Genomic DNA, 25770 nt, shown 5'->3' with positions numbered 1-25770 from the left:
AAGGGCGAATCGAGGTAACGATGTGCCTAGCGCCGGGGAGCCAACCCCGCAGCGCGTAGGTGCTCGAGCAGTGCTGCGACCAGCGGCATGCTGCTTATCTGATCGGCAGGCACCCAGCGCACCTCGGCGGCGTCATCACCGGCTTGCAGCACACCGCCGATGGGGCTAGCGGCGAAGTCATGCAGTTCGTAAACGATGTCATCATCCCAGGCCAGCTGTGCCGTCCACAGCCGCTGGCCAACCTCGACGCGCAAGCCCGTCTCCTCGAACGCCTCGCGGGCGGCGGCGTCAGGCAAGCTTTCCCCAGGCTCGACCTTGCCGCCGGGTACGGACCATAAGCCCGCTTCGGGCGGATTAAGGCGCTTGACCATCAGGATGGCGCCATCCTCGCGCTGAATGACCGCGCAAGCGGCTTGTATCGTTCTCGGCACACTGCCCTCCGTTGATGCTCGAGCCACCCCGAGCCCTAATCCTGCCACCCTAGCGTAACGCTGACACGATCTCTGCTGCGCTGCTATTTCAACCATTCTTGCTCGAATCATTGAGGAACTCCTCTGTCTCGAACGTTATTTGAATGAGAAGCACAATCATTCAATGAATTACAGTGCGGAGGGGGAATTCACATGCAGCATGAACAGCGAGGGAGGCTGCCCGGTGTGGGGAAGGGGGTCTATCGCAAGATCGCCGAGGCGGTCGGCATCGTCGCGATGCTGGCGATTTTCGTGGCACTCGTCGGGTTGCGCGAGGCCCATGGGCAAGCGGATCAAAACGTCATGCCCGCGGGGCAAGTGGACAACCAGCCGCTCGCCCAGCAGCGCTACCGCTTCGACTTGCCCGAGCAGTCGTTGCTCTACTCACTCGGCGAGTTCACTGCCATCACCAATATCTCGGTGCTGCGTCCGGATGCCCGCGCCATCGATGCCACGGCGCCGGCCATCAGCGGCGAGATGACCGCCGATGAGGCGCTAAGACACCTGCTGAGTGGCACCGGGCTGGACATCGAGTACCGCAACCAGCGTACCGCGGAAATCGTCGAGCCGCAGCCGGCGACGATGACCAGCACCAGCGACCAAGTGGCGTTCAGTACCTTGACGGTTGAGGCCGACCGCCTTGGCGACGACTGGGTCTATCAGGAACCGCGCTCGGTAAGCGTGATCAGCCGCGAACAGATCGACAGACACCCTCCCCGGCATATCGCGGAAATCCTCCAGGAGACGCCGGGGGTCAATGCTTCGATGAATTATCAGACGCCGGGCCTGGCGCTCAATATTCGCGGCATGCAGGACTTTGGCCGGGTCAATATGATGGTCGACGGTGCGAGGCAGAACTATGCGATCAGTGGTCACCAACAGCGCAACGGTGAAGCCTTTATCGATCCCGAGTTTATCAGCGATGTCATCATCGAAAAGGGGCCATCTGCGTCCTTGGGCAGTGGCGGCACGATCGGTGGCAGTGCCAATTTCCGTACCGTGGGCGTCGATGACATTATCGCCGAGGGTGAAGAGCGAGGGGTGAGGCTGCGCGGTTCCACCGGGCTAGGCAAGTACAGCCAGGGCAACGACTATGATGGCAGTGTGGTCGCCGCGCTCAGGACGGGAAATGACGTCGAGTTACTGGCCGGCTACAGCCAGATGCGCAAGGGGGAATTCAGGGCAGGTAGCCGCGGGCAGTATGGACGAACGAATTACAGCTATAGCAACCCTACCAACATAGGCTACGAAAACGAAGGGGATCTCGTGGCTATCACACGCCAAGAACGGCGCAGTGGCTTGCTCAAGGGGGGCTTCCGTCTTACCGACACCCAGCACCTAAGTTTAAGCGCGCTGCGTAGCGAATTTGAGTTCGATACGGCGTCGTCTAGCCTCGGCTATAGCCACCCAGATGCTGACATTTTCCCTACCAGCAATAAGGTCGAGACCAGCACCTTCTCCATCGGTCATGAGTGGCGCCCCGATAGTGATTGGCTAGCACTGGATACCAGATTTTACTATGTCGATACCCGTAACGATCAGGAGATTCCTGACCGTTACGAAGACGAAGATGTGCCGGATGCCGCACTTCCGCACTTGCCCGGAGGTTTCAACTCGCGTACCCGCACCGAAACCTATGGGCTGACTGCGGAGAACAACGCCCGCTTTACCATCCCCGGCTTCGACGTGGCCTGGAATTACGGTTTTGATATTAGCAAAGATGAGACCTCGCCCAGTGCCAGCGGGACGCGAGAGACCAATAGAGATTATACCGGGGGCTTGGAACGCATGAACCCCGATGGGGAGCGCTGGCTCGGCAGCGCATTTAGTGCCCTGCAGTTCGACCATAACGACTGGCTCACCCTGCAGGCCGGGGTGCGCTACGACCAATACCGCCTGAAGGGCGAGACGGAATATTATACCCCTTACGGCAGTGGAAGGGGCTATTACACGATTGAAGCCGACCACAAGGATGAAGCTGTCTCCCCCAACCTAGGCGTAGCGGTCAAGCCCTTCCAGTCATGGCAGCTGTATGCCAATTGGGGCAAGGGCTGGCGGCCACCGACGATCACCCAGACCCTAGTGGGTGGCGACCATCGCTATGTCAATGACCCGACCCTGATCTTTCCCAATCCCTATCTCGAGCCGGAGCGCTCGGAGACCTGGGAGGTGGGTAGCAACCTGACCTTCGACGATTTTCTGTTTGACGGTGACCGCTTCCGCGCCAAGCTTAGCTACTTCACTGCCTATACCAAGAACTGGATGGGTATGGCGCAGGTACGCGCCCCTGGAGCGGGGGCTCTTTTGCCACTGCAAACCCAGGGCTTCGTCAATACCTCTCCGGTCACCAGCGAAGGATTCGAGATCGACCTCTCTTACGATACTGGCACGGTTTATGGTCGAGCCAGCTATACCGATACCGATATGAGGTCCAATTTAAGGTATCAGACAGACATTCTCGGTGGGGTCACTTACTGTGAAACCCGAAACTGTTCAAATGTGGGGCTATGGTATTACCCCAAACCTCCGCGGCAGGTCTATACACTGCAGTTGGGTACTCGAGCTCTTGATCAGCGTCTGGATGTCGGCCTGCGCCATCGCTACTCGTCGGGACACAAGCAGCTGCAATCGGAAGAAGGAGTCTATCGCTCTACCCGTGACGGGACCATTCAGCCTTATAACGTCACCGACTTCTATGCCGTTTATACCCCGACGGAGAATCTACGACTCAATCTGACCGTGGATAACCTGCGTGACGAAGCCTACGGCATTCCCATGGGGGATGTTCAAGTCATGAGTGCCTCGCCGGGACGTACGGTGATAGCAGGGGCCGAGTACCGCTTCTGATGGAGATAAATACCAGAATTCCGACCGCCGGCTCGCCGGTGGTCAGAATAGCGGAGCACGTTGCTGCTCCATTCAACTAGGCAATATAGGAGATGTAAGCATGTCCTTCTTTGTAGAGTATGGCGGTAACCTTACTGCTTCCAGCACGCTGGCGGATTTCTTCAACGACTTTAGCGACTTCTATGCTCAGGACGGTCACGAGTATAACAGTAGCTTCAATAGCACTCAGGGGTTCCCAGGACCGTTATTCGGCACCGAGTACGCTGTTACCTCCGAGCTTGGCGATATCGAGGATTTCTCGTTTATTGCCGGCGCGGCGGATGGTAACGACCTCACTTATACGCTGTTTGATGGCTGGCCCTCGAATTGGCACATCTTGTATGGCTCGCTGGACTCGCTGGCGTTTGGCGCCGACTTGGAGGATTGGCAGTCAACCGGTGATGGCAACTTCGCACTGGATGAAACCTACCTCGACCTCAGCGGTCTCGACCTGTTCGGCGAGCAGAGCGAAGGCCAAGACAACATCGTCCATGAAGTGGTATGGGGCCTGATGGGAGGTGACACCACGGCTCTTGAGGGGGTCATCAACGACATCCTCGATGACTACAGCCTGTCGGTGAACTCTACCTTCGCCGATCTTGAGCTGGCTGGCCTGGCAGGAGATGTCTCTACTACCGGCGTAGCCAGCACCAGCGACCTCGACGTCGCCCTGGCTGCCTGAGTATCGCCACATAATAAAAAAGGCAAGGGGATTCCCCTTGCCGCAACCTTTGATCACCGCGCCACGGGCCTTGTGCCCGGGGCGCCTTGGCATTGTCGCCGGCGGCGGTGCGATGTCAAGCCTGGTTACCGTGACCCTGTGATGAGTGATACCGAATGCACGCGCGAGTCCCCGGAGGGATTCGCCGGATTTTCACGACTCATCCGATAGGGGCAGCCCATCATGAAACCTTCGCGCGGCGAGCCGCGTAACGAGATACGCCAGGCGCTGGGTGCCTATCGCGGCGGCTTTCGTAGCGTTGGCATCTATAGCGCAGTGATCAATCTGCTGATGCTGGTGCCGCCGCTCTACATGCTGCAGGTCTACGACCGGGTGCTGGCCTCGGGCAATACCACCACGCTGCTGCTTTTGACGTTGATGGCGCTGGGCTTGCTGGCGCTGATGGGGGCGCTGGAGTACGTGCGCAGCCTGGTGGTGATCCAGATCGGCGAGCGCATGGACGAGCGGCTCGGCGAGCGGGCCTATACGGCGGCCTTCGAGCGCGGCCTGGCCGGCCAGGGTGCCCAGGCGGGCCAGGCCACGCGGGATCTCGACTCGCTGCGCCAGTTCATCACCGGCAACGCCATCTTCGCCTTCTTCGATGCCCCCTGGTTTCCGCTCTATTTATTGGTGATGTTCCTGTTCCACCCCTGGATCGGCTGCCTGGCACTGGCGGGCGCGGTGCTGCTGGTCGCCCTGGCGTGGCTCAACGAGCGGCTCTCCCAGCCACCGCTACGTGAAGCGGGCGGCCTGTCGGTGCAGGCCGCCAGCACCGCCGAGGCCCAGCTGCGCCATGCCGAGGCCATCGAAGCCATGGGCATGCTGGGTGCGTTGTCGCGGGGTTGGGCGCGGCTGCACGGCGGTTTCGTTGCCCTGCAGGGGCTGGCCAGCGAGCGCACGGCGCTGATCACCGCGGCATCTAAGAGCCTGCGCGTGGCGCTGCAGTCGCTGGTGCTGGGCTTGGGCGCCTGGTTGGCGGTGGGCGGCGCCATCAGCCCGGGCACCATGATCGCGGGATCGATCCTGATGGGACGTGTGCTGGGGCCCATCGACCAGGTGATCAACGCCTGGCGGCAGTGGAGCACCACGCGCCTGGCGCATCAGCGTCTGGCGGCGCTGCTGGAGGCGCATCCTGCCCGCGAAACGGGCATGGCGCTACCCGCGCCGCGGGGCGAGGTGGCGGTAGAAGCCGTCAGCGCAATGCCGCCGGGAGGGCGCAAACCGACCCTGGTGCAGATCGACGTTCGCCTGGCGCCGGGCGACGCGCTGGGAGTGGTGGGCCCCTCGGGTTCCGGCAAGTCGACCCTGGCGCGGCTGCTGGTGGGCGTATGGCGGCCCCAGGTGGGTACGGTGCGGCTGGATGGCGCCGCCATCCAGCACTGGGACAAGGCCCAGTTAGGGCCGCACATCGGCTACCTGCCCCAGGACGTGGAGCTGTTTGCCGGCAGCGTGGCGGAGAATATTGCGCGCTTTGCCGAGCCGGATTCGGCCCAGGTCATTACCGCCGCCAAGGCGGCTGGGGTGCATGAGCTGATCCTGTCGCTGCCCCAGGGCTACGACACGCCGTTGGGCGACGGCGGCGTGGGGCTCTCCGGTGGTCAGCGGCAACGCATTGGCCTGGCCCGAGCGCTCTACGGTCCGCCATCGCTGGTGGTGCTCGACGAGCCCAATGCCAACCTCGACGACGCCGGCGAGCAGGCGCTGCTGGCGGCCCTGCAGTGGTTGCGTGAGCGCAAGGCGACGGTGGTGCTGATCACCCATCGGCCTCAGGTGCTCAAGGCCACCACGCATCTGCTGGCATTGAAGGGCGGCCGGCAGGCGCGGTTCGGCCCGACCCAGGAGGTACTGCAGGCGGGGGCGTCACGTCAGGCCGCTGCCCGCAGTGCAACCCTGATGGCGCACAGTCCCTACCAGATGGAGAACAGCGCATGAGGCTATCTCCCGATACGGCGCATGGCACCGAGACCGGCACTGCCATCGCGTCGGCCACGCCGGACTGGCAAGCGATGGCGCAGCGGCGGCGGCGTCCGCGTCGCTTGGGCGGCTGGCTGCTGCTGACGGGCTTCGTGGGCTTCGTGGTGTGGGCGGCCCTGGCACCGTTGGACAACGGCGTGGCGGTCCCCGCCACCGTGGTGGTGTCGGGCAACCGCCAGGCGGTGGAGCACCCCAGCGGCGGCATCGTAGAGCGCCTGTGGGTGCGCGAGGGCGACCGCGTCACCCAGGGCCAGGTGCTGGTCAGCCTGGATGCGACCCGCCATAGCAGCGAGGTAGACGTATTGCGTGGCCAGTACAGCACCGTCCTGGCGGAGATCGCCCGCCTCGAGGCGGAGCGCGATGGCCTTGCCAGCATCGACTACCCCGCCGAGCTGATCGAGCAGGCAGACCCGGAACGGCTGACTGTGCTGGCACTGCATCGCCAGCTGTTCGAGAGCCGCCAGGCCTCGCTCGCCTCGGAACTGGCGGGGCTGGACGCCAGTTTGGCAGGCCAGCGCGCCCAGGCTAGCGGGCTCGAAGCATCGCTGACGCAGAAGCGCCGACGGCTGGCGCTGCTGGGCGAACAGCGCGACAACCTGCGCGGCCTGGCGGAAGAGGGCTACATTCCGCGCAACCGCCTGCTGGAGGTCGAGAGCCAGTACGCCCAACTGCAGGGCGAGCTGGTCGCCGACCGCGGCACCCTGGAGCAGACCCAGCGCCAGATCGATGAACTCCAGCTGCGCATGACCCAGCGCCGCGAGGAGTATCAGCGCGACGTACGAGACGCCTTGACCCAGGCACGCTGGCGCATGAGTGAGCTGGCCGGCCGCCTGGCCACGGCGGAGTTCGAGCTGGCGCATACCCAGCTACGCGCGCCGGCCGCAGGCATCGTGGTGGGCTTGGCCCAGCACACAGAGGGCGGCGTGGTGGCGCCGGGCGGCCGCCTGATGGAGATCGTGCCCGAGCATGAGCCACTGCTGGTGGAGGGCCAGCTGCCGGTGGAGCATATCGACCGGGTGCACGCTGGGCTGCCGGTGGAGCTGGCCTTTACCGCCTTCGAGCGCAGCACCACGCCGCGGGTGCCTGGCGAAGTGGCCCAGGTCTCCGCCGACCGCCTGGTCGATGAGCGCAGCGGCGAGCCCTACTACCGCCTGCGGGTGGAGGTGGCAGCGCAGGACCTGGAGGGGCTGGGCAGTGACGCCCTGCGTGCCGGCATGCCGGTGGAGGCTTTCGTGCGCAGCGGTGAGCGTACGCTGCTCAACTACCTGTTCAAGCCGCTGCTGGATCGCGCCCGCACCGCCTGGGGGGATGCCTGATGGATAAGTTGGTTTGCCGCGTGCTCGCTGCCTGGCTGCTGGTGACCGGGAGCGCATTGCTGGCCCTGCCCGCCATGGCGCTGGATTTCCGCCAGGCCTATGAGCTGGCGCTGCAGCACGACCCGACCTGGCAGGCGGCTCGCAGCGAGAGCGCCGCGGGCAGCCACGAACAGGCGCTGGGGCGTGCGGCGCTGCTGCCCAATCTAAGCTACCGCTATAGCCGCATGCGCAACGACGCGGAGATTCGCCAGGACACCGTCGCGGGAGCGACCCGTCAGGACCTGGCGTACTCCAGCTACTCCTCCGGCTTCACCCTGACCCAGCCGCTGTTCGATGCGGCGGCATTCGCTCAGTACCGCGAGGGCAAGGCACGCGCCGAGGCCGCCGGCTTGACCCTGGAGCGGGCGCGACAGGCGCTGGCGGTGCGCGTGCTGCAGGCGTATACCGACGCCCTCTATGCCGAGGAGGAGGTGGTGCTGATGCGCGCCCATGGCCGGGCCCTGGAAGAGGAGGCCGAGCGCAGCCGGCGCTTCGTGGCAGGCGGCGAGGGCACCCGTACCGACCAGATGGAGATCGAGGCCCAGCGGCGGCTGGTGGAGGCGCAGTTGATCGAGGCCGAGGACCGCCGCCAGGATGCCCGCAATTCCCTGGCGGTGTTGATCGGCCACTCGCCCGGCGCTGCGCTGGCGCCGCTACGCGATGATGCACGGTTGCAAACGCCGGCCCTGCCGCCGCTGGACGAGTGGCGCGAGCGCGCCGTGGCGCATAACCCCGAGCTTGCCGCCCAGCGTAGCCTGCTGGAAGCCACCCGGCAGCACCGAAACCAACAGCGTGCCGGCCACTTGCCCAGTGTACGGCTGGCGGCGCGCAGCCAGATCACCGACTCCAACGCCGAGAACCAGGTGGGTCAGCGCTACGATACCGACAGCATCGGCGTGGAAGTGCAGGTGCCGCTCTACGCTGGCGGGCGCGTGCGCGCCGCCAGCCGTCAGGCCAGCGACAGCCTGGAGCAGGCCCGCTTCGAGCTCGACGGCGCCATGGCCGAACTGCTCAACGACGTCGAGCGCCAGTACCGCATGACCCTGAGCAGCCAGCGGCGCATCGAGGCCTACCGCGATGCCGTGGCCGCCGCCGAAGCGCGGCTCGATGCCACCCGGCGCAGCATCCTCGGCGGCGAGCGCACCAACCTCGATGCCCTCAACGCCGAACAGCAGCACGTCGAAGCCCAGCGCGACCTGGCCCGCGCCCGCTACGACTACCTGCTCGCCTGGCTGTCGCTGCGCTGGCAGGCGGGCGTGCTCGACGCTGGCGATATCGAGCGGGTGGTGGGGGCTTTCGGTGCAGGTTAGCGCGCGGTTTGGTTAGGTGTCCTGTTGGGGGCTGGGATTGCCCAGCATGCGCGCCAGGATGCCATCCTTGAGCCACAGGCGATGGGCCAGTGCCATCGCCACATGGCCGACGATCAGTGCCAGCAGCAGCCAGGCCAGGGTGCTGTGCAACAGGTCGGCAGGCGCCATCATCCAGGCAATCTCGCGCTCCGCCTCCGGCATCAGCTCCTTGCCATAGAAGATCAGCGGGCCGCCCCGGCCATACTGGCGCAGGATGGCCATCGCCGGTATCAGGATCAACAGCGCATAGAAGGCCAGGTGCATGCAGCGCGCCAGCAATCCCCCCAAACCTGGTGGGCGGGGTGGTCGGTGATGGCGCTGGCGGTAGGCCCAGATGGCGCGCAGCAGTGTCGTCACCAGCAACATGGCGCCCAGTGAGCCGTGGGGGCCGATCCTTGCCAGCAGCAGGGTGACGGGGTGCTCACCGAATCCCTTCCAGGCCAGCAGTACGCCGAATAGCAGTATCACTTGCGCTGCCGTCAGCCAGTGGAGGAGACGGCTGACGAGACCATAGCGATTAGGGGTGTCCCGCCAGCGATTGGCCGGTGTTGTCATGCCTCGAGGTTCCACGCGATGTTCAGTCGTCGGTCTTGCCCAGGCGCCAATAGCCCATGCTGGTGACGCACTGCTTGGGCAAGCCGCACGCATTGACCAGATAGCGGCGAATATCCCGGGTGACCTTGGTTTCTGCCGCAATCCAGGCATAGAAGGGGGCATGGTCGTCGAGACTCGCGGGCTCCCACAGGGCGGCGTCGTCTTCATCGAGCCCCTCGGTGGAGCCACCATGCGGTTGGCCGCCCAGGGCACGGACCTCCTGATGCAGGTCAATATCGCGGATGGCCCGCATCAGCAGGTCGCCGTGGTGGCAATCCGGCTCGCTATCGCGGGTCAACCAGCGCAGCTTGGCGGGGGGAGAGAGGGGCTGGATATCATCGCTACGCGGCACTTCGATCAAGGCCTCTACCCGTGGGGCGAGGGGCAGGTCGTCGAGTGTTTCGAAGATGCCGGCCGCCGCCGGCAGGGCGGTCTCGTCGGCGACGATGAGAATGCGCCGTACGCCCCGCGGTGGCTTCCACTCATAGCCGAGCTTTTCGCCCCCGGCATTGGCCAGCGGGGCGGTCATCGCCAGGCGGTCGCCGGGGCGGGCGCGCATCGCCCAGCGTGAGGCGGGGCCGTTGTCGCCGTGCAGCACGAACTCGACATCGACTTCGCCGCGTGCCGGGCGCAGCGCACGAATGGTGTAGGTGCGCATGGGCGGGCGCTGGGCGTCGGGCAGGGCACGATAGGCGCCGAACCAGTCGTGCTCTTCCAGCTTGGCGATCTCGAACAGCGCGTCTAGGCCGCTGGCGTCCTTGGGAAAGAACAGTTTGACGCGTTGGTCCGGCGCGGGGGGTGGCCATCTGGCCCACCTGGGGCCCGGTGAAGGTGAACCTGACCAGCGATGGGCTGACCTGGGTACGGCGTGCCAGGGTGATATCGAAAAGGCGATAGCTCGTGCGTCCAGCCATAGTGGATGACTCCCATGGTGAGCTGGGAATGCTATCACTGATAGTAATGATTCTCAATAATATTGGATATGATGAATTACCCCGCCTGGAACGTTAACTCTCATGGGCATTGGATGAACCGTAGGTTAACGAGGCGATGGTAATGGTGCGATTGTTATGGGTGGCATTGGCGGCATTGAGCTTCGCTGTGGGCTTTCTGGGCCTGTTTCTGCCGCTATTGCCGACCACGGAGTTCATGCTGGCGGCGGTCTACTGTGCCTCTCGCGGCTCGCCGCGCTTTGAGGCCTGGATCCGCTCGCGGCGCTATGTCGGGCCACTGCTCGAGAACTGGGAAAGGGAGCGGGCGATCCCACGGCGAGCCAAGTTCGTCGCCGTGGGAATGATCGTCGCCAGCATGGTGATGATCCTGCTGCACCTAGGCCAGGGCTGGCTGCGTTGGGCGATCGTGGCGCTACTGGTAGCGGTGGCGGTCTGGCTGATTACGCGACCGGAGCCTTCGGCGCCTTCGCGCTGAACCTGAGCGATTTGAGTGCGGTATCCCGTAGCCGTTCGAGAGTGGAGCCACTTGATCGACCATCGCCGCTGGGGCATGGTCACCCAAGCTTCTCCTATCATCGGCGATGAGTAACGCGCATGCCCTACGACCTCAGTGAACGCTTGGTTATTGGACTGGCGTCCAGCGCCCTCTTCGACCTGTCGCAGTCCGACCAGGTATTTCGCGAACAGGGCGAGGCGGCCTATCGTATTTACCAGCGCGATCACGAGGATATTCCCCTCGTCACAGGCGTTGCCTTCCCCTTTATCAAGCGTCTACTGTCACTGAACGAATTGAGCCCGGAGGATCCACCCATCGAAGTGGTGCTGCTGTCGCGCAACGATCCGGAAACCGGGCTGCGTGTCATGAAGTCGATAGAGCACCATGAGTTGGGTATTACGCGGGCGATCTTCCTGCAAGGGCGCTACCCCCACCGTTTTATCCCGGCACTCAATATCAGCCTATTTCTGTCAGCCAATCGCCAGGATGTCGACCAGGCGATCCTCGCGGGGCATCCGGCGGGTCAGGTATTGTCCTCAGGCGACCTCGACCTGACTGATGAGGAGGAACTGCGTATCGCTTTCGACTTCGACGGTGTGCTGGTCACCGACGAGTCCGAAACCATCTACCAGCAGCAGGGGATCGATGCATTTCACGAGTATGAACGGGCCAATGCCCAGGTACCGCCCGAGGCGGGCTTGCTGGCCGTGTTCCTGCGCAAGCTGGCCCACATCCAGATGCTGGAGAAGCAGCGTGAAGAAGAAACTCAGGGCGCCTATCGACCCAAGGTCAGGGTATCTATCGTGACGGCCCGTAATGCGCCGGCCCATGAGCGAGTCATTCATACCATGCGTAGCTGGGGGGTGACCGTCAACGAGGCCTATTTCCTCGGCGGCATCGCCAAGGAGCATGTGCTCGGTATTATCAAGCCGCACATCTTCTTCGACGACCAAGCGTCTCACCTATCGGCCACCAGCGATATCCTGCCGTCGGTGCATGTGCCTTTCGGGCAGCTCAATCAGGGGCTTGGCATCATTAAGACGTGAGTGTCACTGCCGACGCCGCAGCACCATCCCGGCGTGATAGAGCACACCGTCGATGAATTCTCCATCGGCGGTGAAGCCGGTGTCATCCCAGTACTCGATATATTGGCCGGTCACGCGATAGCGCCCTTGATAGGCGCTCTCGCGCTCGCCGCGGGCTTCGTCGTAGCGATTGTTGGGCAGTAGTTCGTGGCGGATGTAACCGTCGTCGGTGACCCACATGCCGACATAGGGGTGGTCTGCCATGGTGACGTCTCCAGATGCATTCTCAGCAAGCACGCTGCTGTTGCTCGTTGAGAGCGTGATGAGTGCAGCGTAAAGCAGCACCCTGAGGTGGGATAAGCGACGGCCGGTGGTCACTGCGAGCTTTCCATCCGGGAGGTGGATCGGTGCTCAGCGAATACTTCTGAAAGCGCCTGTGAGGCGGTAATGGCACGCGTAAACCCGGCGGGGACGGTGATCATGTAAATGACCTCCTTCAACTCCTCTTCCGAGACACCGACATTGAGCGCATAGCCGGCATGGACGCGCATGATGCCGGTTTCGCCCATGGCTGCCATGGCGGCGACAGCTGCGAGCTGTCGTGTGCGATCGTCGAGTACATCCCGCCCCCAGACATCGCCCAGGGCATAGGCCTCCGTCGCTTCGGCGAGAAAGGGAAACTCCTCACGCATGGCTTCGAGGTTTGGCTGTGCTTCGCCATTGTTGAGATGGCGGATCATCTCTGCACCTCGTTCGCTGCGCGCTTCGGTCGTCGTCGCCTGAGCCGTGAAGGGCAGGGCTGCCGTGGCGGCTAAGGCAAGGCTGGCGAGTGAGGCCTTGCCTGGTGTGGTAATTGAGAGCATTGGTTTTTCCTCGTGCGTCGGGGCTCATGCCGGGCTTGCGGTGGGGCGAACCACGATATCGCTGGTGTCCACCTCGTCGGGCTGGCCGATGACATGGGCAATGGCCGTGGCGATGGCGCCGGGCTTGAGGGCGATCTGGCGGAAACTCTTCATCGCTTCGGCGGCGCCGGCATCGGTGATGGTGTCGGCTAGCTCCGACTCGACCACGCCGGGATAGACGCAGGTGACGCGGAGGTTGTCGTGCTCTTGGCGCAGCCCGTCGGAAATCGCCCGCACGGCGTACTTGGTGGCGCAGTAGACGGCGCCGGTAGGCACCACGTAGAGGCCGCCGATGGAGGAGATGTTGATCACCTGCCCGCTGCCTTGGGCCTGCATGGTCGGTAGTACGGCGGCGATGCCGTGGAGCACGCCGCGGATGTTGACGTCGATCATGCGGTCCCACTCGTCGACCTTGAGCGAGGCCAAGGGCGAGAGCGGCATGATGCCGGCATTGTTGATGATCACGTCGATGCGACCATGGAGCTTCAGTGCGGCATCGGCAAAGGCCTGCACGTCGTCGCGTCGAGTCACGTCCAACGCGCGATACTCTACGTTGCCGCCTTCGGAACGAAGGGCCTGAGCCAACGCTTCCAGGCGCTCGGTACGGCGTGCGCCGATGACCAAACGATGACCCTGTTTGGCCAACAACCGGGCGGTGGCCTCGCCAATGCCGCTGCTGGCGCCGGTGAGAAGAATGACTTTACTCATGAGAATGACTCCGTATGGGGGCTTGGGACGACCCTGTTGCGGGGCTCGAATAATCGATCCACGAGCAAGAGCGTCGTTGTGATAAGCCTACGGCGGTGCACTGCACGCCGACAGAGCCATTCCTATTGCAGCATTGCCGGATTCTATTGGTGAGGCGTATTTAAGGTTTTTTTATCCCGAAAATTTGCCTAAACCTTTATTGGCGCGAATGGTGGGGAGGGCGATTAAGTGCCTATAGGACCTGGTTTTAAATCCCAAGAGCGAATGATTGCGCTGCTGTATCGGCTAGCGCCGCATGAGGGGGTTACCCAGTCGCAACTCAGCGAGGTGCGCTTCATGCGCTCGGACCGGCCGCCCGGCGAGGAAGTGCGTGAAATGAAAGCCTCTCTGGCGCTATTGTCACCTGAACGGTTGGCAGACCTGGCAGTGTCGCATTGAGAGTTTAGGGCGAGAAGGCTGGCGCCGCTGACTCACCATCAGCGGGCCAAACGCCTGATGCTCAAAACCAGCTTACGATCAGCGCGGCGAGATCGTTCGCCGCCTGCTCTTTCGTGCAGCCACCACGGACCATCTCGTCTGACAATGCTTCAGCGGCCCCGATCAGGCCAACGCAGCGACGGTGGACAGCCTCGGGCGAAAGACGAGACAAGGGCGTCAATACATCTACATAGAAAGCGATATGGCCCCGTAGCATCTCCTGCTGGTAGGCATCCATCTGTGCGTCGCCCCGAAGTGCAGCGGCAATGGCATGCCATTCCGGGCCCACAGCGGTGGTGCACTCCATGTAGGCTTGCGCGCCGACCTGAGCGACATCCTCCAATCGCGCAGGGGTCTGTGACAGCGCCGTTGCTAGCGCCGCTACCTGCTGCTCCATGATGCCCTTGTAGAGGGCGATCATCAGCCCAGATCGGCTATCAAAATGGCTGTAGGTGATCGGCTTGCTCACTCCTGCACGCTCGGCGAGTACACCGAGCGTCAGTGCATCCGTCCCTTCCTCGCGCACTATCGTGCGAGCGGTTTCAAGGAGCTGAGCCCTTCTGGCTGCTCTCGGAAGTTTTTTCGCCAATTGCCACTCCTCTGCTTGACAGCTTGAGCCTTCCTCATATACTACCAAGAGTAAGTTACTATTAGTAGCTTACTTTTGGTAGCATCCACTTGCCTGGGCGGCCCGCCCAACCACGGAGGTTCCATGACCATTCTCTCCCGCCGGTTTCACCTTGTCGACCGCCCAGACGGGCTGCCCCAAGCCGATGATTTCAAACTTGTCGAGAGCGCTCTCGATGCACCTGCTAGCGGCCAACTGCTTGTCCGCAACGAGTGGCTATCGGTCGACCCCTACATGCGTGGCCGGATGAACGACCGCAAGACTTACATACCGGCCTTTGAATTGAACCAGCCTCTGGATGGGGCCGCGATCGGAGTTGTCGTCGAAAGTGGCGACGCTAATTTCTCGCCCGGCGACACAGTCAGCCATTTCGCCGGATGGCGCGATCTTGCACTGATCGCTGCGGATTCTGCCACGCGCATCGATACGGACATAGCGGTGCAGGCTTATCTAGGGCCACTCGGCTTTCCCGGTCTGGCCGCCTATGCTGGCCTTCTACGCATCGGCAATCCCAAGCCAGGAGAGACGGTATTCGTCTCGGCGGCGGCGGGCGCGGTGGGATCATTGGTTGCGCAAATAGCCAAGATCAAGGGGTGCCGGGTGATCGGCTCGGCCGGCTCGGAAGAAAAACTCCGCTGGTTGCGCGAAGAGGCTGGTGTCGATGTCGCGATCAACTACAAGGAAGTGCCTGATCTGACTGAGGCCCTGAGCGCAGCGGCCCCCGACGGCGTCGATATCTATTTCGACAATGTCGGCGGGGCACATCTAGAGGCGGCACTGGCCGTCGCCAACGATTTCGCCCGTTTTCCCCTCTGCGGGATGATCGAGCAGTACAACGACACCCCCACCGGACCCCGCAACATCTATTCGGTCATCGAGAAAAGCATCCGACTCGAGGGCTTGATCTGTACCAACTATCTCGACCTCTGGGAGGAGTTCCAGCGCGATGTCGGGCAATGGATTCTGGATGGGAAGATTAAATGGCAAGAGACGGTCGTCAATGGTCTCGAGAATACGCCTACCGCGTTCCTCGACCTCTTCGCCGGAAAAAATACCGGGAAAATGCTCGTAAAACTTTCCCATCACTGAAATCACCGACGCGGCTACCTCTCTCCAGGCACATCTGTCATCTAGTCTCCCTGCGCCGGTGCTTGCCTGGAAACGGGAGTAAAAATCAGCGTCTCAGGAGAAGAGAATGATTAACCTTACGCGTAGAGCTGTTCTCGCAGGCATGGCCGCCGCCATGCTTTCTGCGGGCATGCCTTCACTTTCGTGGGCCACTGAGCCCACGGTCATGCCACCGGTTCGCATGGTCGAAACCAATGGAATCAACTTGGCGGTGTATGAAGCTGGGGCCGGGCCGGCCATTGTCCTGCTTCACGGCTTTCCCGGATTGGCGTTCACCTGGCGCCACCAGATCCCCGCGCTCGTGGACGCCGGCTACCGCGTGATCGTTCCCGACCTGCGAGGCTACGGTCTCAGTGACACCCCCACTGCAATCGAAGATTACGACATCGCCCAGCTGACGGGAGATGTCGCCGGCCTGATGGACGCGCTCGATGTGGAGAAGGCTGTCGTCATGGGCCATGACTGGGGCGGCCTCCTCGCATGGCAGATGGCGCTTTTCCATGAAGAGCGCATTGCCGGGGTGATCTCGCTTAATACACCGCACATCCCTCACTGGATGCTTTGGCTTCACCCGGATCTCGTCAACCCCGTATTGCCGGAAGGGCAGGACTTCATGGCAGATCCGCACGTCGACCCGGTTGCCCAGATGCAGGAGGTCTACAGCCCGCAGATGTACGTACTGATGTTCCAGGATGGGCGAGCGGCCGATGACATCATGAACCGGGACGTAAGAGGCACCTTGAGAGGCGCAATGCGCAAGGATCTCGGCACGCCGGAAGGCTGGGATAGCCTGCCTCAGGCGGTCCTGAATATGGAGTATTACGGCCAGCCCGCATCGGCGGAACTCCCTGGAAACGACGTCCTGACCTCAGCCGAGCTGGACTACTACGTCAGGCATTTCGAGCGCACCGGTTTCACTCCCGCCATCCACTGGTACCGCAACATCACACGCAACTGGGAGGCGGGGCTTGATATCGATCAGACCGTCCGTGTGCCGTCGCTGATGGTAGCGGCAGCCAACGATGTGGTGCTCAGGCCGAGCATGATGGATGGGATGGACGCCCATGTGCCGGATCTCGAAACGCATGTCCTTGCCGACACCTGGCATTGGACACCAGAGGAAAAGCCAGAAGAGTTGAACCGGCTGGTCATTGCTTGGCTCGAGCAACGCTACGCACCGCATTGAGCGCATGTAGAGCGGCCACCGATAACCGGCGTGCCCCGAATTGAGAACGCCTGAGATGCAGAGCATCCAAGCAAACCACTTTTATAGAAGGGTGAAGATGATGAAAGAGATGACAGAAAAAGTCCTGTTCGTGGGAGGCTCGGGCGTCGTCGGGTCATGCACGGTGAAGCTGTTTCGCGAACGGCATGCGGACATTCCAATCCTGATCGGCGGTCGCAATCTGGAAAAGGCCCGGGCTGTCGCACGTGAGCTAAGCTCCGCCGAGGCGGTCGACGTCGATGTCGACAAGCCCGGCCTAGGTCTTGCGAAGGACGTGGCCCTGGCCGCTGTCGTGATGCTGGTGCCCGACGAGGGGCTCAAAGGCCTTGCTCTGGCGCAGGAAAAGGGAGTGCCTTACCTTAGCATCGGAAACTGGCTCGTCGAAGTGGGCGCCGAGATGGCCCATTTTATGCGACGTCCCCAGGCATCCCCGATCGTGCTTGCGAGCCATTGGCATGGCGGAACCGCGGTGTTCCTCACGCAGGCCAGCGTAACGTCCCTGGATACGGTTCGATCCGTGAAGGTTGGGGCAGTGGTGGATGAGCTGGATGCGACCGGCCCGGCCGCCATTGCCGACATGAAACGGGGTAGCGAAGGTGGGATAGGCATCCTTGCCTTCAAGAACGGACACCGTGTTTGGCTGTCCGGCGCCGCAACAACGCGAACGATCAACGCTGTCGACGGCCGGGAGCTCGAGGCAATGGCTTTCGCTCCCTATGATGTGGTCAGTCTCCACGCCATGACCGGCGCGGACGACGTTCGCTTCGATATTGCCAGCAGCGTTTCTTCGAGCCGGCTGCGCGGAGGCAGCATCGCGACTGAACTCGTCGTGGAAATTGAGGGCGAGGTTGGCGGTAAAACTCAAACGCGTCGTGCGAGCCTCGAGTTTACGCGAGGCCAAGCCACGCTGACGGGCGTCAGTGTTGTACTGACGCTTTCGACGGTTCTCGGACTGGAAGGCCAGCCTCCCGTTTCGCCAGGTCTCTACTTTCCGGAACATCTTATTAATGCGGAGTGGTTCCTGAATGAGCTAATCAGCGCAGGAGCTACAGTGCTCAAGGAGGATTAAGAATGGAATGTAGCATTGTATGAGCGGAGGACACTTGTTATGCCATTATTGGATAACTTGCAATAGGGAACTGACTGCAGTTGTGAACTCGCACGGTAAGCAGCGAGACTCCGGCCGTTCGAAGCCTCACCGGCGAATTTTCGGTGAGCGGGGTAAAGCCACTGCCCAAATATGACGGCGAGCTGACATGAGACCTCGACTCAGCTTTCTCTCACGGTAATCTTCGCGACGGGGGCCGCGCTATCTCGGAGCGCAGCCTGGCTCTGTTTCCAGGTGTCTTGCTCTATGCAGAATATGCTCCTTAGCCACGCCAGTGTCAGACGCCGGGTCGCCTCCAGTGCCTCGGGATCTTCTACCTCGGTCTCGCGCGCGTCGAGCCCCGCGATTCCGCCTAGCCCGTGGCCCACGTTGCTGATCGTCAGCAGGGCCTCGGCCCCCGGCGCGTCATAGAAGGAATCCGCGTGCCACTCTGGGCCGCGCGGCGTGAAATGGGGATCATCCAACGCGCCGCAGATCACAAGTATCGGCAATTCGATGCCGCTGAAATCCACATCGAAGAAGGGAAAGCGAGTGGCATGCTCTGGTGTCAGATCGGCGCCGCCGCGACCCGGGGCCGCCAGCAGGATACCACCGCGGATGCGTGGATCGGAGAACACCTCCCCCTGCAAACGTCCGCCAAGCAGCAGGCTGCAGGTATGTCCGCCGAAGGAGTGGCCCGCCACGGCGATCCGATCGTGATCCAGCCGTCCTGCGATGGCGGGGGCCTGTCGCTCGATCTCGGCCAACTGATCGACGATCGCACGTAACTCGACCACGCGCTCGCGCCAGAAGAAGGGGCCTTCAGGTTGGTCGGGGGCAAGCCCGCCGACCCGTGAGCTGGCGTGCGTCGGCTGGATGACGACGATCCCCCGTTCGGCCCAAAACTGGGCGAGCGGGGCGTAGCCGTCCTTCGAGGGGATATAGTTCGACGGACCGAAGCCGTGCGACAGGATCACGATCGGAAGAGTGTCCCCGGTTGCAGGCGCGGTGAGGCGCAGCTCCAGGGATTGGCGGTCAGGCATCGCCAGGCGGATCGGGGTATAGGCGACGGTCAGGGCGGGTTCCGGCGTCGGCAGGACGCGGGACAAGTTGATCAGTCGGTTCATCTGTTCGCCTCGTTTTGAAGCTGCGAGCACAGCGCCTCTGCTGCGCCCGTGGATCAGGCGGCGGAGAGGCCTGCTTCCGCAACGGCGGCGGCAATGCTATCCGCGTCGGTGACGTCGAGGGGCATCAGCCGCAGGTTGTCCGAAACGGGCAGGCCCTCGGCGGAAGGATTGCGCATCGTGGCGATGACCTCCCAGCCCCGGTCGAGGAATTGCGCGACGATGGCCCGGCCGAAGCCCGAAGAGGTGCCGGTGATGAGTATACGGGGCATATCTGGTCTCCTCGTCTGATGTGCAGGAGAGGATAGACAGCAGCGGCCGTTCATTCTATACACGAATGTCCATAATTATTCATCAAGAGTCCAGAAGTATGCACGATGGTATCGAAGACCCCCTGTCCAGCGTCGTCATGCTGCTCAAACCGGCGGTGTCCATCTCGAAGATGGTTGAGGCGGGAGGCCAGTGGCAGGTCGAGCGGCATGACATGGCCAGCCCCTTCTACTGCGCGATGGTCGAGGGGGGCTGCCAGGTTGAGGTAACCGGTCAGGCGCCGGTCACGCTGTCGGCCGGAGACTTCATCCTGATCCCCGATCTGCATGGTTTTCGCATGACCAGTGAGGTGCCTCCGGAACCGAAGGGGCCGGGCCGGCCGCTTGAAGTCGGCCCCGGGCGGGTTCGCCTCGGCCCCGCTGACGCCCCCGTGGAGATGCGCGCGCTGGTCGGGCACTGCCGCTTCGAAGCACCCCCAAGCGACCTGCTGGTGTCACTGTTGCCCGAGATGATCCATGTCTCCGGCCACGCCCGCCTGATGGCTCTGGTGCCGGTGATCCACGAGGAGACCCGCGCAGAGCGGCCGGGGCGTAAGCTGATCCTCGAGCGGCTGCTGGAGGTACTACTTATCGAGGCGCTCCGCTCGGGGCCTGCCGTGGACATGCCCGCGGGGTTACTGCGTGGGCTGTCCGATCCGAAACTGGCCGTCGCCTTGCAGCGCATCCACTCGGATGTGGGGGGCGAGATTTCCGTCGCTAGGCTGGCGAAGGACGCGGGCATGTCCCGCTCCGGCTTCTTCGAGAAGTTCCGGAAGGAAATCGGACGCGCGCCGATGGAATATGTGACGGACTGGCGCATGGCCATCGCCAAGACCCTACTACGACATGGCAAACTTACCAACACGGAGATCGCCCTGAGGGTCGGTTATGGATCCGCCAGCGCCTTCGGGATGGCATTTGTCCGGCACGAGGGCCTTTCTCCCGGTGCGTATGCAGGTAAGCAAGAGCGTTAGGGATAGAGCTTCAAAGGGTGGATGCAAAGCTGGATGGACGGCCGGCAAGGAACGCTTATCCGCTGTTGGCCTACCTAGCGCACAACCTTGCTGGGGTCGCTGTCGGGGTCGATATGAATAATAGCCACTTACTCAGCACGATATGCTGAGTAAGTGGCATGTGCAATCAGTCGGCTATGAGCAGCGTCACGTCGATGTTTCCGCGCGTCGCATGGGAGTACGGGCAATCGCCGCGGCAGTGGAAAAACAGTCATTCATAGCGACCAGCATCTTTGGCGTGTTCAACCACCAAACCCCTTAACCGCTGGTAGCTGCCGGTCTGCATCCGGCCTGGCTCCCGTCGTTCTCGGTACGGCCTGAAGCCAGGCTCAGGGTGGATTGCCGGTAGACAGGGAACTGTTATCCGGCCAAGTGGAAAGCGCGTGCTCTGTGATGGCCACCAGCATGTCGTGGCTGAAGCCGGCCTTGGCCTGTACCGCCATGCCGTGCAGCACGGTCATGACATAGGCGGCCAGCACGGCGCTGTTGGCCGACGGTGGTAGATCCCCCTCCTGCTTGGCCCGTTCGAATCGCTCGCGCAGCATGACCTCGCCTTTTGCACGGGCTTCGACCAGTGCCTGACGAATGGGCTCGGCGTCGTCCGAGCCCGCCAGGGCGCCATGAATGCCGAGGCACCCCGGGCGGTCGAGGTGGCGGGTATGCAGCTCTGCCGCGCCGCGAAAGATCTCTTCCACCACCTCTCGTGAGGTTGGCCGCTCCAGCGCAACCGGGAAATAGTCCAGGTAGTGCGTGAAGTAGCGCTCGATCGCTCGACGGAACAGCGCCTCCTTATTGCCGAAGGCCGAGTAGAGCCCGGGGCGCTCGACACCCGTGGCCTGCGTCAGGTCGGTGTACGACGTGCCTTCGTAGCCCTTGCGCCAGAACATACAGAGAGCCGCGTCCAGCGCCTGCTCCACATCGAATTCGCGCTGACGTCCCATCGGATCACCTCCTCTTTTCATACCGATCGATACTAAATTCCTTGACGCCCTCAGTCCAATTCAATAACGTTAGTTATAGTAACGATCGTTACTTTTTCGATTCCCTTCTAGCGGAATCGTTCCTCCACGTTGAGAGAGGTGGTTATGCAGAAGACATTGAGTGGCAAGGTCGCACTCGTTACCGGCGGGTCGCGCGGGCTTGGAGCGGCCATTGCGGAAGCGCTTGCCGAACAGGGGGCGGACGTGGCCATCAGCTACGTGGCCTCTGCCGAGAAGGCCGAGGCTGTGGTCGAGAAGCTAAAGACAAAAGGGGCTCGGGCCATCGCGATCAGGAGCGACCAGGCCGATACCTCTTCTGCCGCCGCCTTGATCGATGACGTCGTCTCTCATTTCGGCAGACTCGACATCCTCGTCAACAACGCCGCCATCGCGGTTCAGGGCAAGCTGGTCGACGATCCTGAACTCGATGCCGAGGCGCTCGACCGCCAGTGGCAAATCAACGTGCTCGGTGCGGTGGCAACCACGCGGGCCGCCGCACGCCAGCTCTCGGACGGTGGACGCATTATCTTCATCGGCTCGGCCATCGCCAGCCGTGTGGCCTTCCCCGGTGTGGCGGATTACGCGGGCACCAAGGCCGCCATCGTGGGTTACGCGAAAGGTGTTGGGCGCGATCTTGGCCCGCGCAACATCACTGTCAATGTCGTGCAGCCGGGCATCATGCCGACGGATATGGCGGCGGAAGTCGCGCACAACGTGCCGGAAACGCTGATGGATCTTCATCCCATCCGCCGCATTGCCACCCTCGAGGAGGTCGCGGCGACGGTTTGCTTCCTGGCAGGACCCGACGCGGGCTACATCAGTGGCGCCGTACTGGACGTGGCTGGCGGATTCCAAATCTGAGCATCAAGAATGGGGCGAAGACGCTCCCCTATGACTGGGTAGAGGAAAAAGAAATGACTGAGAAACTGGGTGCAAAGACGACCGCCGTGGAGGTGCTTGCCGGCATCGAGCTCACCGGAAAGCGATTCCTCGTGACGGGGATTTCAGCGGGCATCGGGCTCGAAACGGCCCGTGCGCTCGTGGCCAAGGGCGCCAGTGTCATCGGTGCGGTGAGGGACCTCGCCAGAGCCGAGGCGGCCACGGCAGCGGTGCGTGACGCCGCGTCGCAGGGCGGGGGCGATCTGGCACTGGTGGAGCTGGATCTGGCTTCCCTGCAGAGTGTTCGCGCCTGTGCGGACACACTGCTGGATGATGGGACGCCGTTCGACGCCATCATCGCCAACGCCGGGGTAATGGCCACGCCGTTCGAAAAAACGGTGGACGGCTTCGAGCTTCAGTTTGCCGCCAACTATCTCGGCCATTTTGCCTTGATTAACCGGATCGAACGGCTGCTCGCCGACAATGGCCGCGTGGTGATGCTCTCGTCCCAGGCACACCGCGTTGCCGATGTCGACCTGGATGATCCTGGTTTCGAACGACAGGAGTACGAGCCCTTTGTCGCCTATGGCAAGTCGAAGACGGCCACGTCTCTCTTCGCCGTGGAATTCGACCGGCGGCATCGGGATCGCGGGATCCGCGCGGCATCGGTGATGCCGGGGAACAGCATGACGGACCTCGGCCGTCACTTCTCTCCGGAAGCGGTGCAGGAACTTTTCGAGACGGTGGGCAAAGCACGCGCCGATGCGGGTCTTCCCCCACTCGAGTTGAAAGAGATTCCCCAGGCGGCCGCCACCTCGGTCTGGGCTGCCGTCGTGGCCGACCAGGACGAGATTGGCGGGCGCTACCTCGAAGACTGCGCGGTCGCTCCGATCGACGATACCCCCAACCCCTTTGCCGACGGTGTGAAGTCCTACGCGCTCGACGCCGACAGGGCTAGGCAGCTCTGGTTCCTCAGTGAGAAATGGATAAACGTGGTGTAACGACGTCAGGTACGAGTCATCCAAAAGAGCCAACAGCCAGCGCATGCGCTGGCTGTTGGTGCTCCTCTTACGTAACAACCATTCCTATTGCAGTGTTGCCTGATTATATTTTTTACATGCTTTTTAGGTGTCATCGACGAGAAAAGTCTGCCTAAAATGCTAAGTGTAGCGAAAGGAGGGACTACCGCTTGGCGACGCGACCTACCTTGGATTCCCAAGAGCGAATGATCGAACTGCTGTATCTGCTTGCCCCGAATGAAGGCTACACCGAGTCGCTGTTGAACGAAGTGCGCTTCATGCGCTCGGACCGCCCGCTGAAACTCACCCCGGTGCTGTATGAGCCGGGCATCGTGATCGTCTGCCAAGGGCGCAAGTGGGGGTACCTGGGCGATGACGTGTATCTCTACGATGCCCTACACTATCTCGTGCTGTCGGTGCCGCTGCCCTTTGCCTCGGATACCGAGGCCAGCCCTGAGGAGCCGCTGCTGGCCATATCGATTCGGCTGGATATGGCCGCGGTGGCTGAGCTGGCCTTCATGCTGGACCAGGCGGACGCACGTTCAGAGTCGACACCACGGGGTATGCTCTCGACGCCGCTTGGGGAGTCCATGGCGGATGCCACGCTAAGGCTCCTCGAGGCACTCTCTTCGCCCACCGAGGCGCAGGTGCTGGCGCCGGGGATCGTACGGGAGATCTACTACCGGGTGTTGGTCGGTGAGCAGGGCAGCAGTGCGCGAGCGGCGCTGGCCCAGCAAGGCCAGTTCGGCCGTATTGCCAAGGCCCTACAGCGCATCCACGCGGATTATGCCGACACCCTCGAGGTGGGCCGTCTGGCAAGCGATGTCGGCATGAGCCCAGCGGCCTTTCATGTGCACTTCAAGGCGGTGACGCAAACCTCGCCTCTGCAGTACATCAAGTCGACCCGACTGCATCAGGCCCGGTTGATGATGATCCGCGATGGCCTGACGGCGGCGGGGGCCGCGGCTAGGGTGGGATACGAGAGCGCGTCGCAGTTCAGCCGTGAGTTCAAGCGCCTGTTCGGGCGGCCGCCGGGCGAGGAAGTGCGTGAAATGAAGGCCTCGCTGGCGCTGCTACCCCCACCGCAGGCTGCTGGCATGGCACTGGCGCATTGAGGGGCTCAGTCGTGTCGGCGCAGGCTATAGCTCGCCGGCCAGCTTCTTCTCCACCAGCTCGAGGCGGTCCTGGCCCCAGAAGGGTTCACCATCGACATCGTACCAGGGAGCGCCGAAGCAGCCGGCGGTAATTGCCTGCTCGCAGGCGTCATCGAGACGCTTCTGCCCCGTTTCGGCTTCCGACGCCTCGAGCAGGGCCGGTCCATCCAGGCCAAACGCCGTGGCGATCTCACCCAGGGTGGCAAGATCGCCGACGTCGCGTTCTTCATGCCAGCAGGCCCGCAGGATAGCCAGCGATAGCTGGGCGATATCGTGCCCCTGCGCCTTGGCGGTCAATACCAGGCGGGCGGCCGGGCGATCGTCGGTGGGAAAGTGTCGCGGTTCCACGTTGAGCGGCACGCCGCGCAGCTGTGGCCAGCGCTTCAACTCCGCCATGCGATAGGCCTGACGCTCGGGTGCCCGCTTGGGGAGTGGCAGCCCACCGGTGCGGGGGAAGACAGCGCTCAGGGTAACCGGCACATAGTCGATTGTGGCGTCGTATCGTGAGGCGATCTCGCCGATCTTGGCGTGCCCCAGGTAGGACCAGGGAGAGACCTGGCTGAAGTAGTAGGTGATGTGCATGCTGATTCCCTGTATTCCGCGTGCTGATATCAGCGAGCGGTCGGGTAAGTGTAGCTGCATGCAGGGGGCAATACGCAAACGGGCCACCCAAGTGGGTGGCCCGCGGTGCTTGCGTCGCGCTAGTTGTCTCGGCGGTGCTTAGCCGCGAGTGCCTTGAGTTGGGCTGTCGACGCTAGGGCCGGCACGCTCGGACTGGGCAACATCGCGATCAGCGGCCTGAAGACTCTCGACCTCGACGCGCTGACGGTGGACGCCTTCCCGTGTGCCACCGAGTCCTGGGCTGCCGACCTCGAAGGTGGTGCGGTAGTGTCCGGCGCCGTAGTTCTCGCTGGACTGATTATCCTCGGCAGCGACGCGGTACTCGTGGATGCCTTCCTGTGTGCCGCCGAGGGCTGGACTACCGACCTCGAAGCGCACCTGAGTGGCGTTGGAGGCAGTGGCTTGGGCGGCCAGGCCCATGACCAGGGCACCGGCGGTGATGGTTTGCATGATGATGGTGGTGTATTTCATGGTGATAACCCTCTCGTTGAATGACATTCCGTCTTGCCGGGCTTGCCTGTCGCGGTGACCTGATGGACGTTGCCCGTGGATGCCCGGTGGACAGCATGTCGGTCGTGACGACCGTGAGAGAGATGATAGGGGGGATGGCCATCACCAGTAGGCGCATTTGTCGCGGAAGATTGCCCGATCCTGCTAATTTTCATTGAGTGCGGTTCTGGCCGAGATATATCGC

At 62.6% G+C, this 25770-nt stretch carries 26 protein-coding genes and 1 pseudogene; 15 read left to right on the top strand and 12 right to left on the bottom strand.

Annotated features, from left to right (window positions below; genetic code table 11):
• Window positions 1–26: 26 nt before the first annotated feature.
• A complete protein-coding gene (locus tag CK498_RS06520; protein ID WP_217987701.1) occupies window positions 27–431 on the bottom strand; it encodes an NUDIX hydrolase in 405 nt (134 codons plus the stop codon).
• 192 nt (window positions 432–623) lie between these two features.
• On the opposite strand from CK498_RS06520, the gene CK498_RS06515 reads away from it, so the two are divergent.
• From CK498_RS06515 to CK498_RS06495, 5 genes are all read left to right on the top strand, one after another.
• Window positions 624–3317, top strand: coding sequence for a TonB-dependent receptor (locus CK498_RS06515; RefSeq protein WP_095620032.1), 2694 nt, complete (start codon window positions 624–626; stop codon window positions 3315–3317).
• Between the two features lie 100 nt (window positions 3318–3417).
• Entirely contained in the window at window positions 3418–4038 is a 621-nt protein-coding gene (locus CK498_RS06510; RefSeq protein ID WP_095620031.1) for a heme acquisition protein HasA, read from the top strand.
• 222 nt (window positions 4039–4260) lie between these two features.
• Window positions 4261–6009, top strand: a complete 1749-nt coding sequence (locus CK498_RS06505; RefSeq protein WP_095620030.1) for a type I secretion system permease/ATPase — start codon at window positions 4261–4263, stop codon at window positions 6007–6009.
• The gene (locus tag CK498_RS06500; protein WP_095620029.1) at window positions 6006–7367 is read left to right on the top strand and encodes an HlyD family type I secretion periplasmic adaptor subunit; all 1362 of its coding nucleotides are present in this window, start codon (window positions 6006–6008) and stop codon (window positions 7365–7367) included. The genes CK498_RS06505 and CK498_RS06500 overlap by 4 nt, the downstream gene beginning before the upstream one ends.
• Window positions 7367–8716 (top strand): TolC family outer membrane protein, encoded by a 1350-nt coding sequence (locus CK498_RS06495; protein ID WP_095620028.1) that lies wholly within the window; start codon window positions 7367–7369, stop codon window positions 8714–8716. Before CK498_RS06500 ends, CK498_RS06495 begins: the two co-directional genes overlap by 1 nt.
• 12 nt (window positions 8717–8728) lie before the next feature.
• On the opposite strand, the gene CK498_RS06490 is transcribed toward CK498_RS06495, so the two are convergent.
• A complete protein-coding gene (locus CK498_RS06490; protein ID WP_095620027.1) occupies window positions 8729–9310 on the bottom strand; it encodes a cytochrome b in 582 nt (193 codons plus the stop codon).
• A 22-nt stretch (window positions 9311–9332) separates the two neighbouring features.
• Window positions 9333–10263, bottom strand: a pseudogene (locus tag CK498_RS06485) (siderophore-interacting protein).
• Window positions 10264–10405: 142 nt separating this feature from the next.
• On the opposite strand from CK498_RS06485, the gene CK498_RS06480 reads away from it, so the two are divergent.
• A complete protein-coding gene (locus CK498_RS06480) occupies window positions 10406–10777 on the top strand; it encodes a YbaN family protein (protein ID WP_229358983.1) in 372 nt (123 codons plus the stop codon).
• Between the two features lie 119 nt (window positions 10778–10896).
• A complete protein-coding gene (locus tag CK498_RS06475) occupies window positions 10897–11844 on the top strand; it encodes a 5'-nucleotidase (protein WP_095620025.1) in 948 nt (315 codons plus the stop codon).
• A 3-nt stretch (window positions 11845–11847) separates the two neighbouring features.
• Here CK498_RS06475 and CK498_RS06470 read toward each other — a convergent pair whose 3' ends face one another.
• The 3 genes from CK498_RS06470 to CK498_RS06460 form a co-directional block, all read right to left on the bottom strand.
• Window positions 11848–12087 carry an Atu4866 domain-containing protein gene (locus CK498_RS06470; RefSeq protein WP_095620024.1) on the bottom strand — a complete coding sequence of 80 codons (240 nt, stop codon included), beginning with the start codon at window positions 12085–12087 and terminating at the stop codon, window positions 11848–11850.
• A 110-nt stretch (window positions 12088–12197) separates the two neighbouring features.
• Window positions 12198–12686: a carboxymuconolactone decarboxylase family protein gene (locus tag CK498_RS06465; RefSeq protein WP_095620023.1), complete on the bottom strand. Its 489-nt coding sequence runs from the start codon at window positions 12684–12686 to the stop codon at window positions 12198–12200.
• 24 nt (window positions 12687–12710) lie between these two features.
• Complete coding sequence (locus tag CK498_RS06460) at window positions 12711–13433, bottom strand: SDR family oxidoreductase (protein WP_095620022.1); 723 nt, start codon at window positions 13431–13433, stop codon at window positions 12711–12713.
• A 264-nt stretch (window positions 13434–13697) separates the two neighbouring features.
• Between CK498_RS06460 and CK498_RS26130 the strand changes: the two genes are divergently transcribed.
• Window positions 13698–13871: a hypothetical protein gene (locus tag CK498_RS26130; protein WP_176475735.1), complete on the top strand. Its 174-nt coding sequence runs from the start codon at window positions 13698–13700 to the stop codon at window positions 13869–13871.
• 61 nt (window positions 13872–13932) lie between these two features.
• Here the strand turns inward: CK498_RS26130 and CK498_RS06455 are convergent, their stop codons facing one another.
• A complete protein-coding gene (locus CK498_RS06455; protein WP_095620021.1) occupies window positions 13933–14499 on the bottom strand; it encodes a TetR/AcrR family transcriptional regulator in 567 nt (188 codons plus the stop codon).
• Window positions 14500–14622: 123 nt separating this feature from the next.
• Here CK498_RS06455 and CK498_RS06450 point away from each other — a divergent pair, with 123 nt between their 5' ends.
• The 3 genes from CK498_RS06450 (at window position 14623) to CK498_RS06440 (ending at window position 17960) form a co-directional block, all read left to right on the top strand.
• On the top strand, window positions 14623–15627 hold the full coding sequence (locus CK498_RS06450) for an NADP-dependent oxidoreductase (RefSeq protein ID WP_095620020.1): 1005 nt from the start codon (window positions 14623–14625) through the stop codon (window positions 15625–15627).
• Window positions 15628–15733: 106 nt separating this feature from the next.
• Window positions 15734–16852: an alpha/beta fold hydrolase gene (locus CK498_RS06445; RefSeq protein WP_217987699.1), complete on the top strand. Its 1119-nt coding sequence runs from the start codon at window positions 15734–15736 to the stop codon at window positions 16850–16852.
• Between the two features lie 100 nt (window positions 16853–16952).
• Window positions 16953–17960 (top strand): saccharopine dehydrogenase family protein, encoded by a 1008-nt coding sequence (locus CK498_RS06440; RefSeq protein WP_217987698.1) that lies wholly within the window; start codon window positions 16953–16955, stop codon window positions 17958–17960.
• Window positions 17961–18160: 200 nt separating this feature from the next.
• On the opposite strand, the gene CK498_RS06435 is transcribed toward CK498_RS06440, so the two are convergent.
• Together CK498_RS06435 and CK498_RS06430 are read right to left on the bottom strand one after the other, a co-directional pair.
• On the bottom strand, window positions 18161–19105 hold the full coding sequence (locus tag CK498_RS06435) for an alpha/beta hydrolase family protein (RefSeq protein ID WP_095620019.1): 945 nt from the start codon (window positions 19103–19105) through the stop codon (window positions 18161–18163).
• A gap of 53 nt (window positions 19106–19158) precedes the next feature.
• On the bottom strand, window positions 19159–19374 hold the full coding sequence (locus tag CK498_RS06430; RefSeq protein WP_095620018.1) for an SDR family NAD(P)-dependent oxidoreductase: 216 nt from the start codon (window positions 19372–19374) through the stop codon (window positions 19159–19161).
• A 98-nt stretch (window positions 19375–19472) separates the two neighbouring features.
• Between CK498_RS06430 and CK498_RS06425 the strand changes: the two genes are divergently transcribed.
• Window positions 19473–20384: an AraC family transcriptional regulator gene (locus tag CK498_RS06425; protein WP_095620017.1), complete on the top strand. Its 912-nt coding sequence runs from the start codon at window positions 19473–19475 to the stop codon at window positions 20382–20384.
• 368 nt (window positions 20385–20752) lie between these two features.
• Here CK498_RS06425 and CK498_RS06420 read toward each other — a convergent pair whose 3' ends face one another.
• Window positions 20753–21364: a TetR/AcrR family transcriptional regulator gene (locus CK498_RS06420; protein ID WP_095620016.1), complete on the bottom strand. Its 612-nt coding sequence runs from the start codon at window positions 21362–21364 to the stop codon at window positions 20753–20755.
• Window positions 21365–21508: 144 nt separating this feature from the next.
• Between CK498_RS06420 and CK498_RS06415 the strand changes: the two genes are divergently transcribed.
• From CK498_RS06415 to CK498_RS06405, 3 genes are all read left to right on the top strand, one after another.
• On the top strand, window positions 21509–22264 hold the full coding sequence (locus CK498_RS06415; RefSeq protein ID WP_095620015.1) for an SDR family NAD(P)-dependent oxidoreductase: 756 nt from the start codon (window positions 21509–21511) through the stop codon (window positions 22262–22264).
• A 53-nt stretch (window positions 22265–22317) separates the two neighbouring features.
• A complete protein-coding gene (locus tag CK498_RS06410) occupies window positions 22318–23283 on the top strand; it encodes an SDR family NAD(P)-dependent oxidoreductase (RefSeq protein WP_095620014.1) in 966 nt (321 codons plus the stop codon).
• A 224-nt stretch (window positions 23284–23507) separates the two neighbouring features.
• Window positions 23508–24416 carry an AraC family transcriptional regulator gene (locus CK498_RS06405; RefSeq protein WP_095620013.1) on the top strand — a complete coding sequence of 303 codons (909 nt, stop codon included), beginning with the start codon at window positions 23508–23510 and terminating at the stop codon, window positions 24414–24416.
• A 24-nt stretch (window positions 24417–24440) separates the two neighbouring features.
• On the opposite strand, the gene CK498_RS06400 is transcribed toward CK498_RS06405, so the two are convergent.
• Together CK498_RS06400 and CK498_RS06395 are read right to left on the bottom strand one after the other, a co-directional pair.
• A complete protein-coding gene (locus CK498_RS06400) occupies window positions 24441–25037 on the bottom strand; it encodes a 2-hydroxychromene-2-carboxylate isomerase (RefSeq protein ID WP_229358982.1) in 597 nt (198 codons plus the stop codon).
• Between the two features lie 138 nt (window positions 25038–25175).
• Window positions 25176–25547 carry a hypothetical protein gene (locus CK498_RS06395; protein WP_095620012.1) on the bottom strand — a complete coding sequence of 124 codons (372 nt, stop codon included), beginning with the start codon at window positions 25545–25547 and terminating at the stop codon, window positions 25176–25178.
• Window positions 25548–25770: the final 223 nt, after the last annotated feature.

The sequence above is a fragment of the Halomonas salipaludis genome (assembly GCF_002286975.1).
Classification (GTDB): domain Bacteria; phylum Pseudomonadota; class Gammaproteobacteria; order Pseudomonadales; family Halomonadaceae; genus Franzmannia; species Franzmannia salipaludis.
Note: the sequence above shows the minus strand (reverse complement) of the source record. Positions and strands in the feature narration are given on the sequence as shown.

Bases quoted from the DNA above. Each gene is read 5' to 3' on its own strand.
- CK498_RS06515 (WP_095620032.1), top strand. From the start codon at position 624: ATGCAGCATGAACAGCGAGGGAGGCTGCCCGGTGTGGGGAAGGGGGTC.
- CK498_RS06510 (WP_095620031.1), top strand. From the start codon at position 3,418: ATGTCCTTCTTTGTAGAGTATGGCGGTAACCTTACTGCTTCCAGCACG.
- CK498_RS06505 (WP_095620030.1), top strand. From the start codon at position 4,261: ATGAAACCTTCGCGCGGCGAGCCGCGTAACGAGATACGCCAGGCGCTG.
- CK498_RS06500 (WP_095620029.1), top strand. From the start codon at position 6,006: ATGAGGCTATCTCCCGATACGGCGCATGGCACCGAGACCGGCACTGCC.
- CK498_RS06495 (WP_095620028.1), top strand. From the start codon at position 7,367: ATGGATAAGTTGGTTTGCCGCGTGCTCGCTGCCTGGCTGCTGGTGACC.
- CK498_RS06490 (WP_095620027.1), bottom strand. From the start codon at position 9,310: ATGACAACACCGGCCAATCGCTGGCGGGACACCCCTAATCGCTATGGT.
- CK498_RS06480 (WP_229358983.1), top strand. From the start codon at position 10,406: ATGGTGCGATTGTTATGGGTGGCATTGGCGGCATTGAGCTTCGCTGTG.
- CK498_RS06475 (WP_095620025.1), top strand. From the start codon at position 10,897: ATGCCCTACGACCTCAGTGAACGCTTGGTTATTGGACTGGCGTCCAGC.
- CK498_RS06470 (WP_095620024.1), bottom strand. From the start codon at position 12,087: ATGGCAGACCACCCCTATGTCGGCATGTGGGTCACCGACGACGGTTAC.
- CK498_RS06465 (WP_095620023.1), bottom strand. From the start codon at position 12,686: ATGCTCTCAATTACCACACCAGGCAAGGCCTCACTCGCCAGCCTTGCC.
- CK498_RS06460 (WP_095620022.1), bottom strand. From the start codon at position 13,433: ATGAGTAAAGTCATTCTTCTCACCGGCGCCAGCAGCGGCATTGGCGAG.
- CK498_RS26130 (WP_176475735.1), top strand. From the start codon at position 13,698: ATGATTGCGCTGCTGTATCGGCTAGCGCCGCATGAGGGGGTTACCCAG.
- CK498_RS06450 (WP_095620020.1), top strand. From the start codon at position 14,623: ATGACCATTCTCTCCCGCCGGTTTCACCTTGTCGACCGCCCAGACGGG.
- CK498_RS06445 (WP_217987699.1), top strand. From the start codon at position 15,734: ATGATTAACCTTACGCGTAGAGCTGTTCTCGCAGGCATGGCCGCCGCC.
- CK498_RS06440 (WP_217987698.1), top strand. From the start codon at position 16,953: ATGAAAGAGATGACAGAAAAAGTCCTGTTCGTGGGAGGCTCGGGCGTC.
- CK498_RS06435 (WP_095620019.1), bottom strand. From the start codon at position 19,105: ATGAACCGACTGATCAACTTGTCCCGCGTCCTGCCGACGCCGGAACCC.
- CK498_RS06430 (WP_095620018.1), bottom strand. From the start codon at position 19,374: ATGCCCCGTATACTCATCACCGGCACCTCTTCGGGCTTCGGCCGGGCC.
- CK498_RS06425 (WP_095620017.1), top strand. From the start codon at position 19,473: ATGCACGATGGTATCGAAGACCCCCTGTCCAGCGTCGTCATGCTGCTC.
- CK498_RS06420 (WP_095620016.1), bottom strand. From the start codon at position 21,364: ATGGGACGTCAGCGCGAATTCGATGTGGAGCAGGCGCTGGACGCGGCT.
- CK498_RS06415 (WP_095620015.1), top strand. From the start codon at position 21,509: ATGCAGAAGACATTGAGTGGCAAGGTCGCACTCGTTACCGGCGGGTCG.
- CK498_RS06410 (WP_095620014.1), top strand. From the start codon at position 22,318: ATGACTGAGAAACTGGGTGCAAAGACGACCGCCGTGGAGGTGCTTGCC.
- CK498_RS06405 (WP_095620013.1), top strand. From the start codon at position 23,508: ATGATCGAACTGCTGTATCTGCTTGCCCCGAATGAAGGCTACACCGAG.
- CK498_RS06400 (WP_229358982.1), bottom strand. From the start codon at position 25,037: ATGCACATCACCTACTACTTCAGCCAGGTCTCTCCCTGGTCCTACCTG.
- CK498_RS06395 (WP_095620012.1), bottom strand. From the start codon at position 25,547: ATGAAATACACCACCATCATCATGCAAACCATCACCGCCGGTGCCCTG.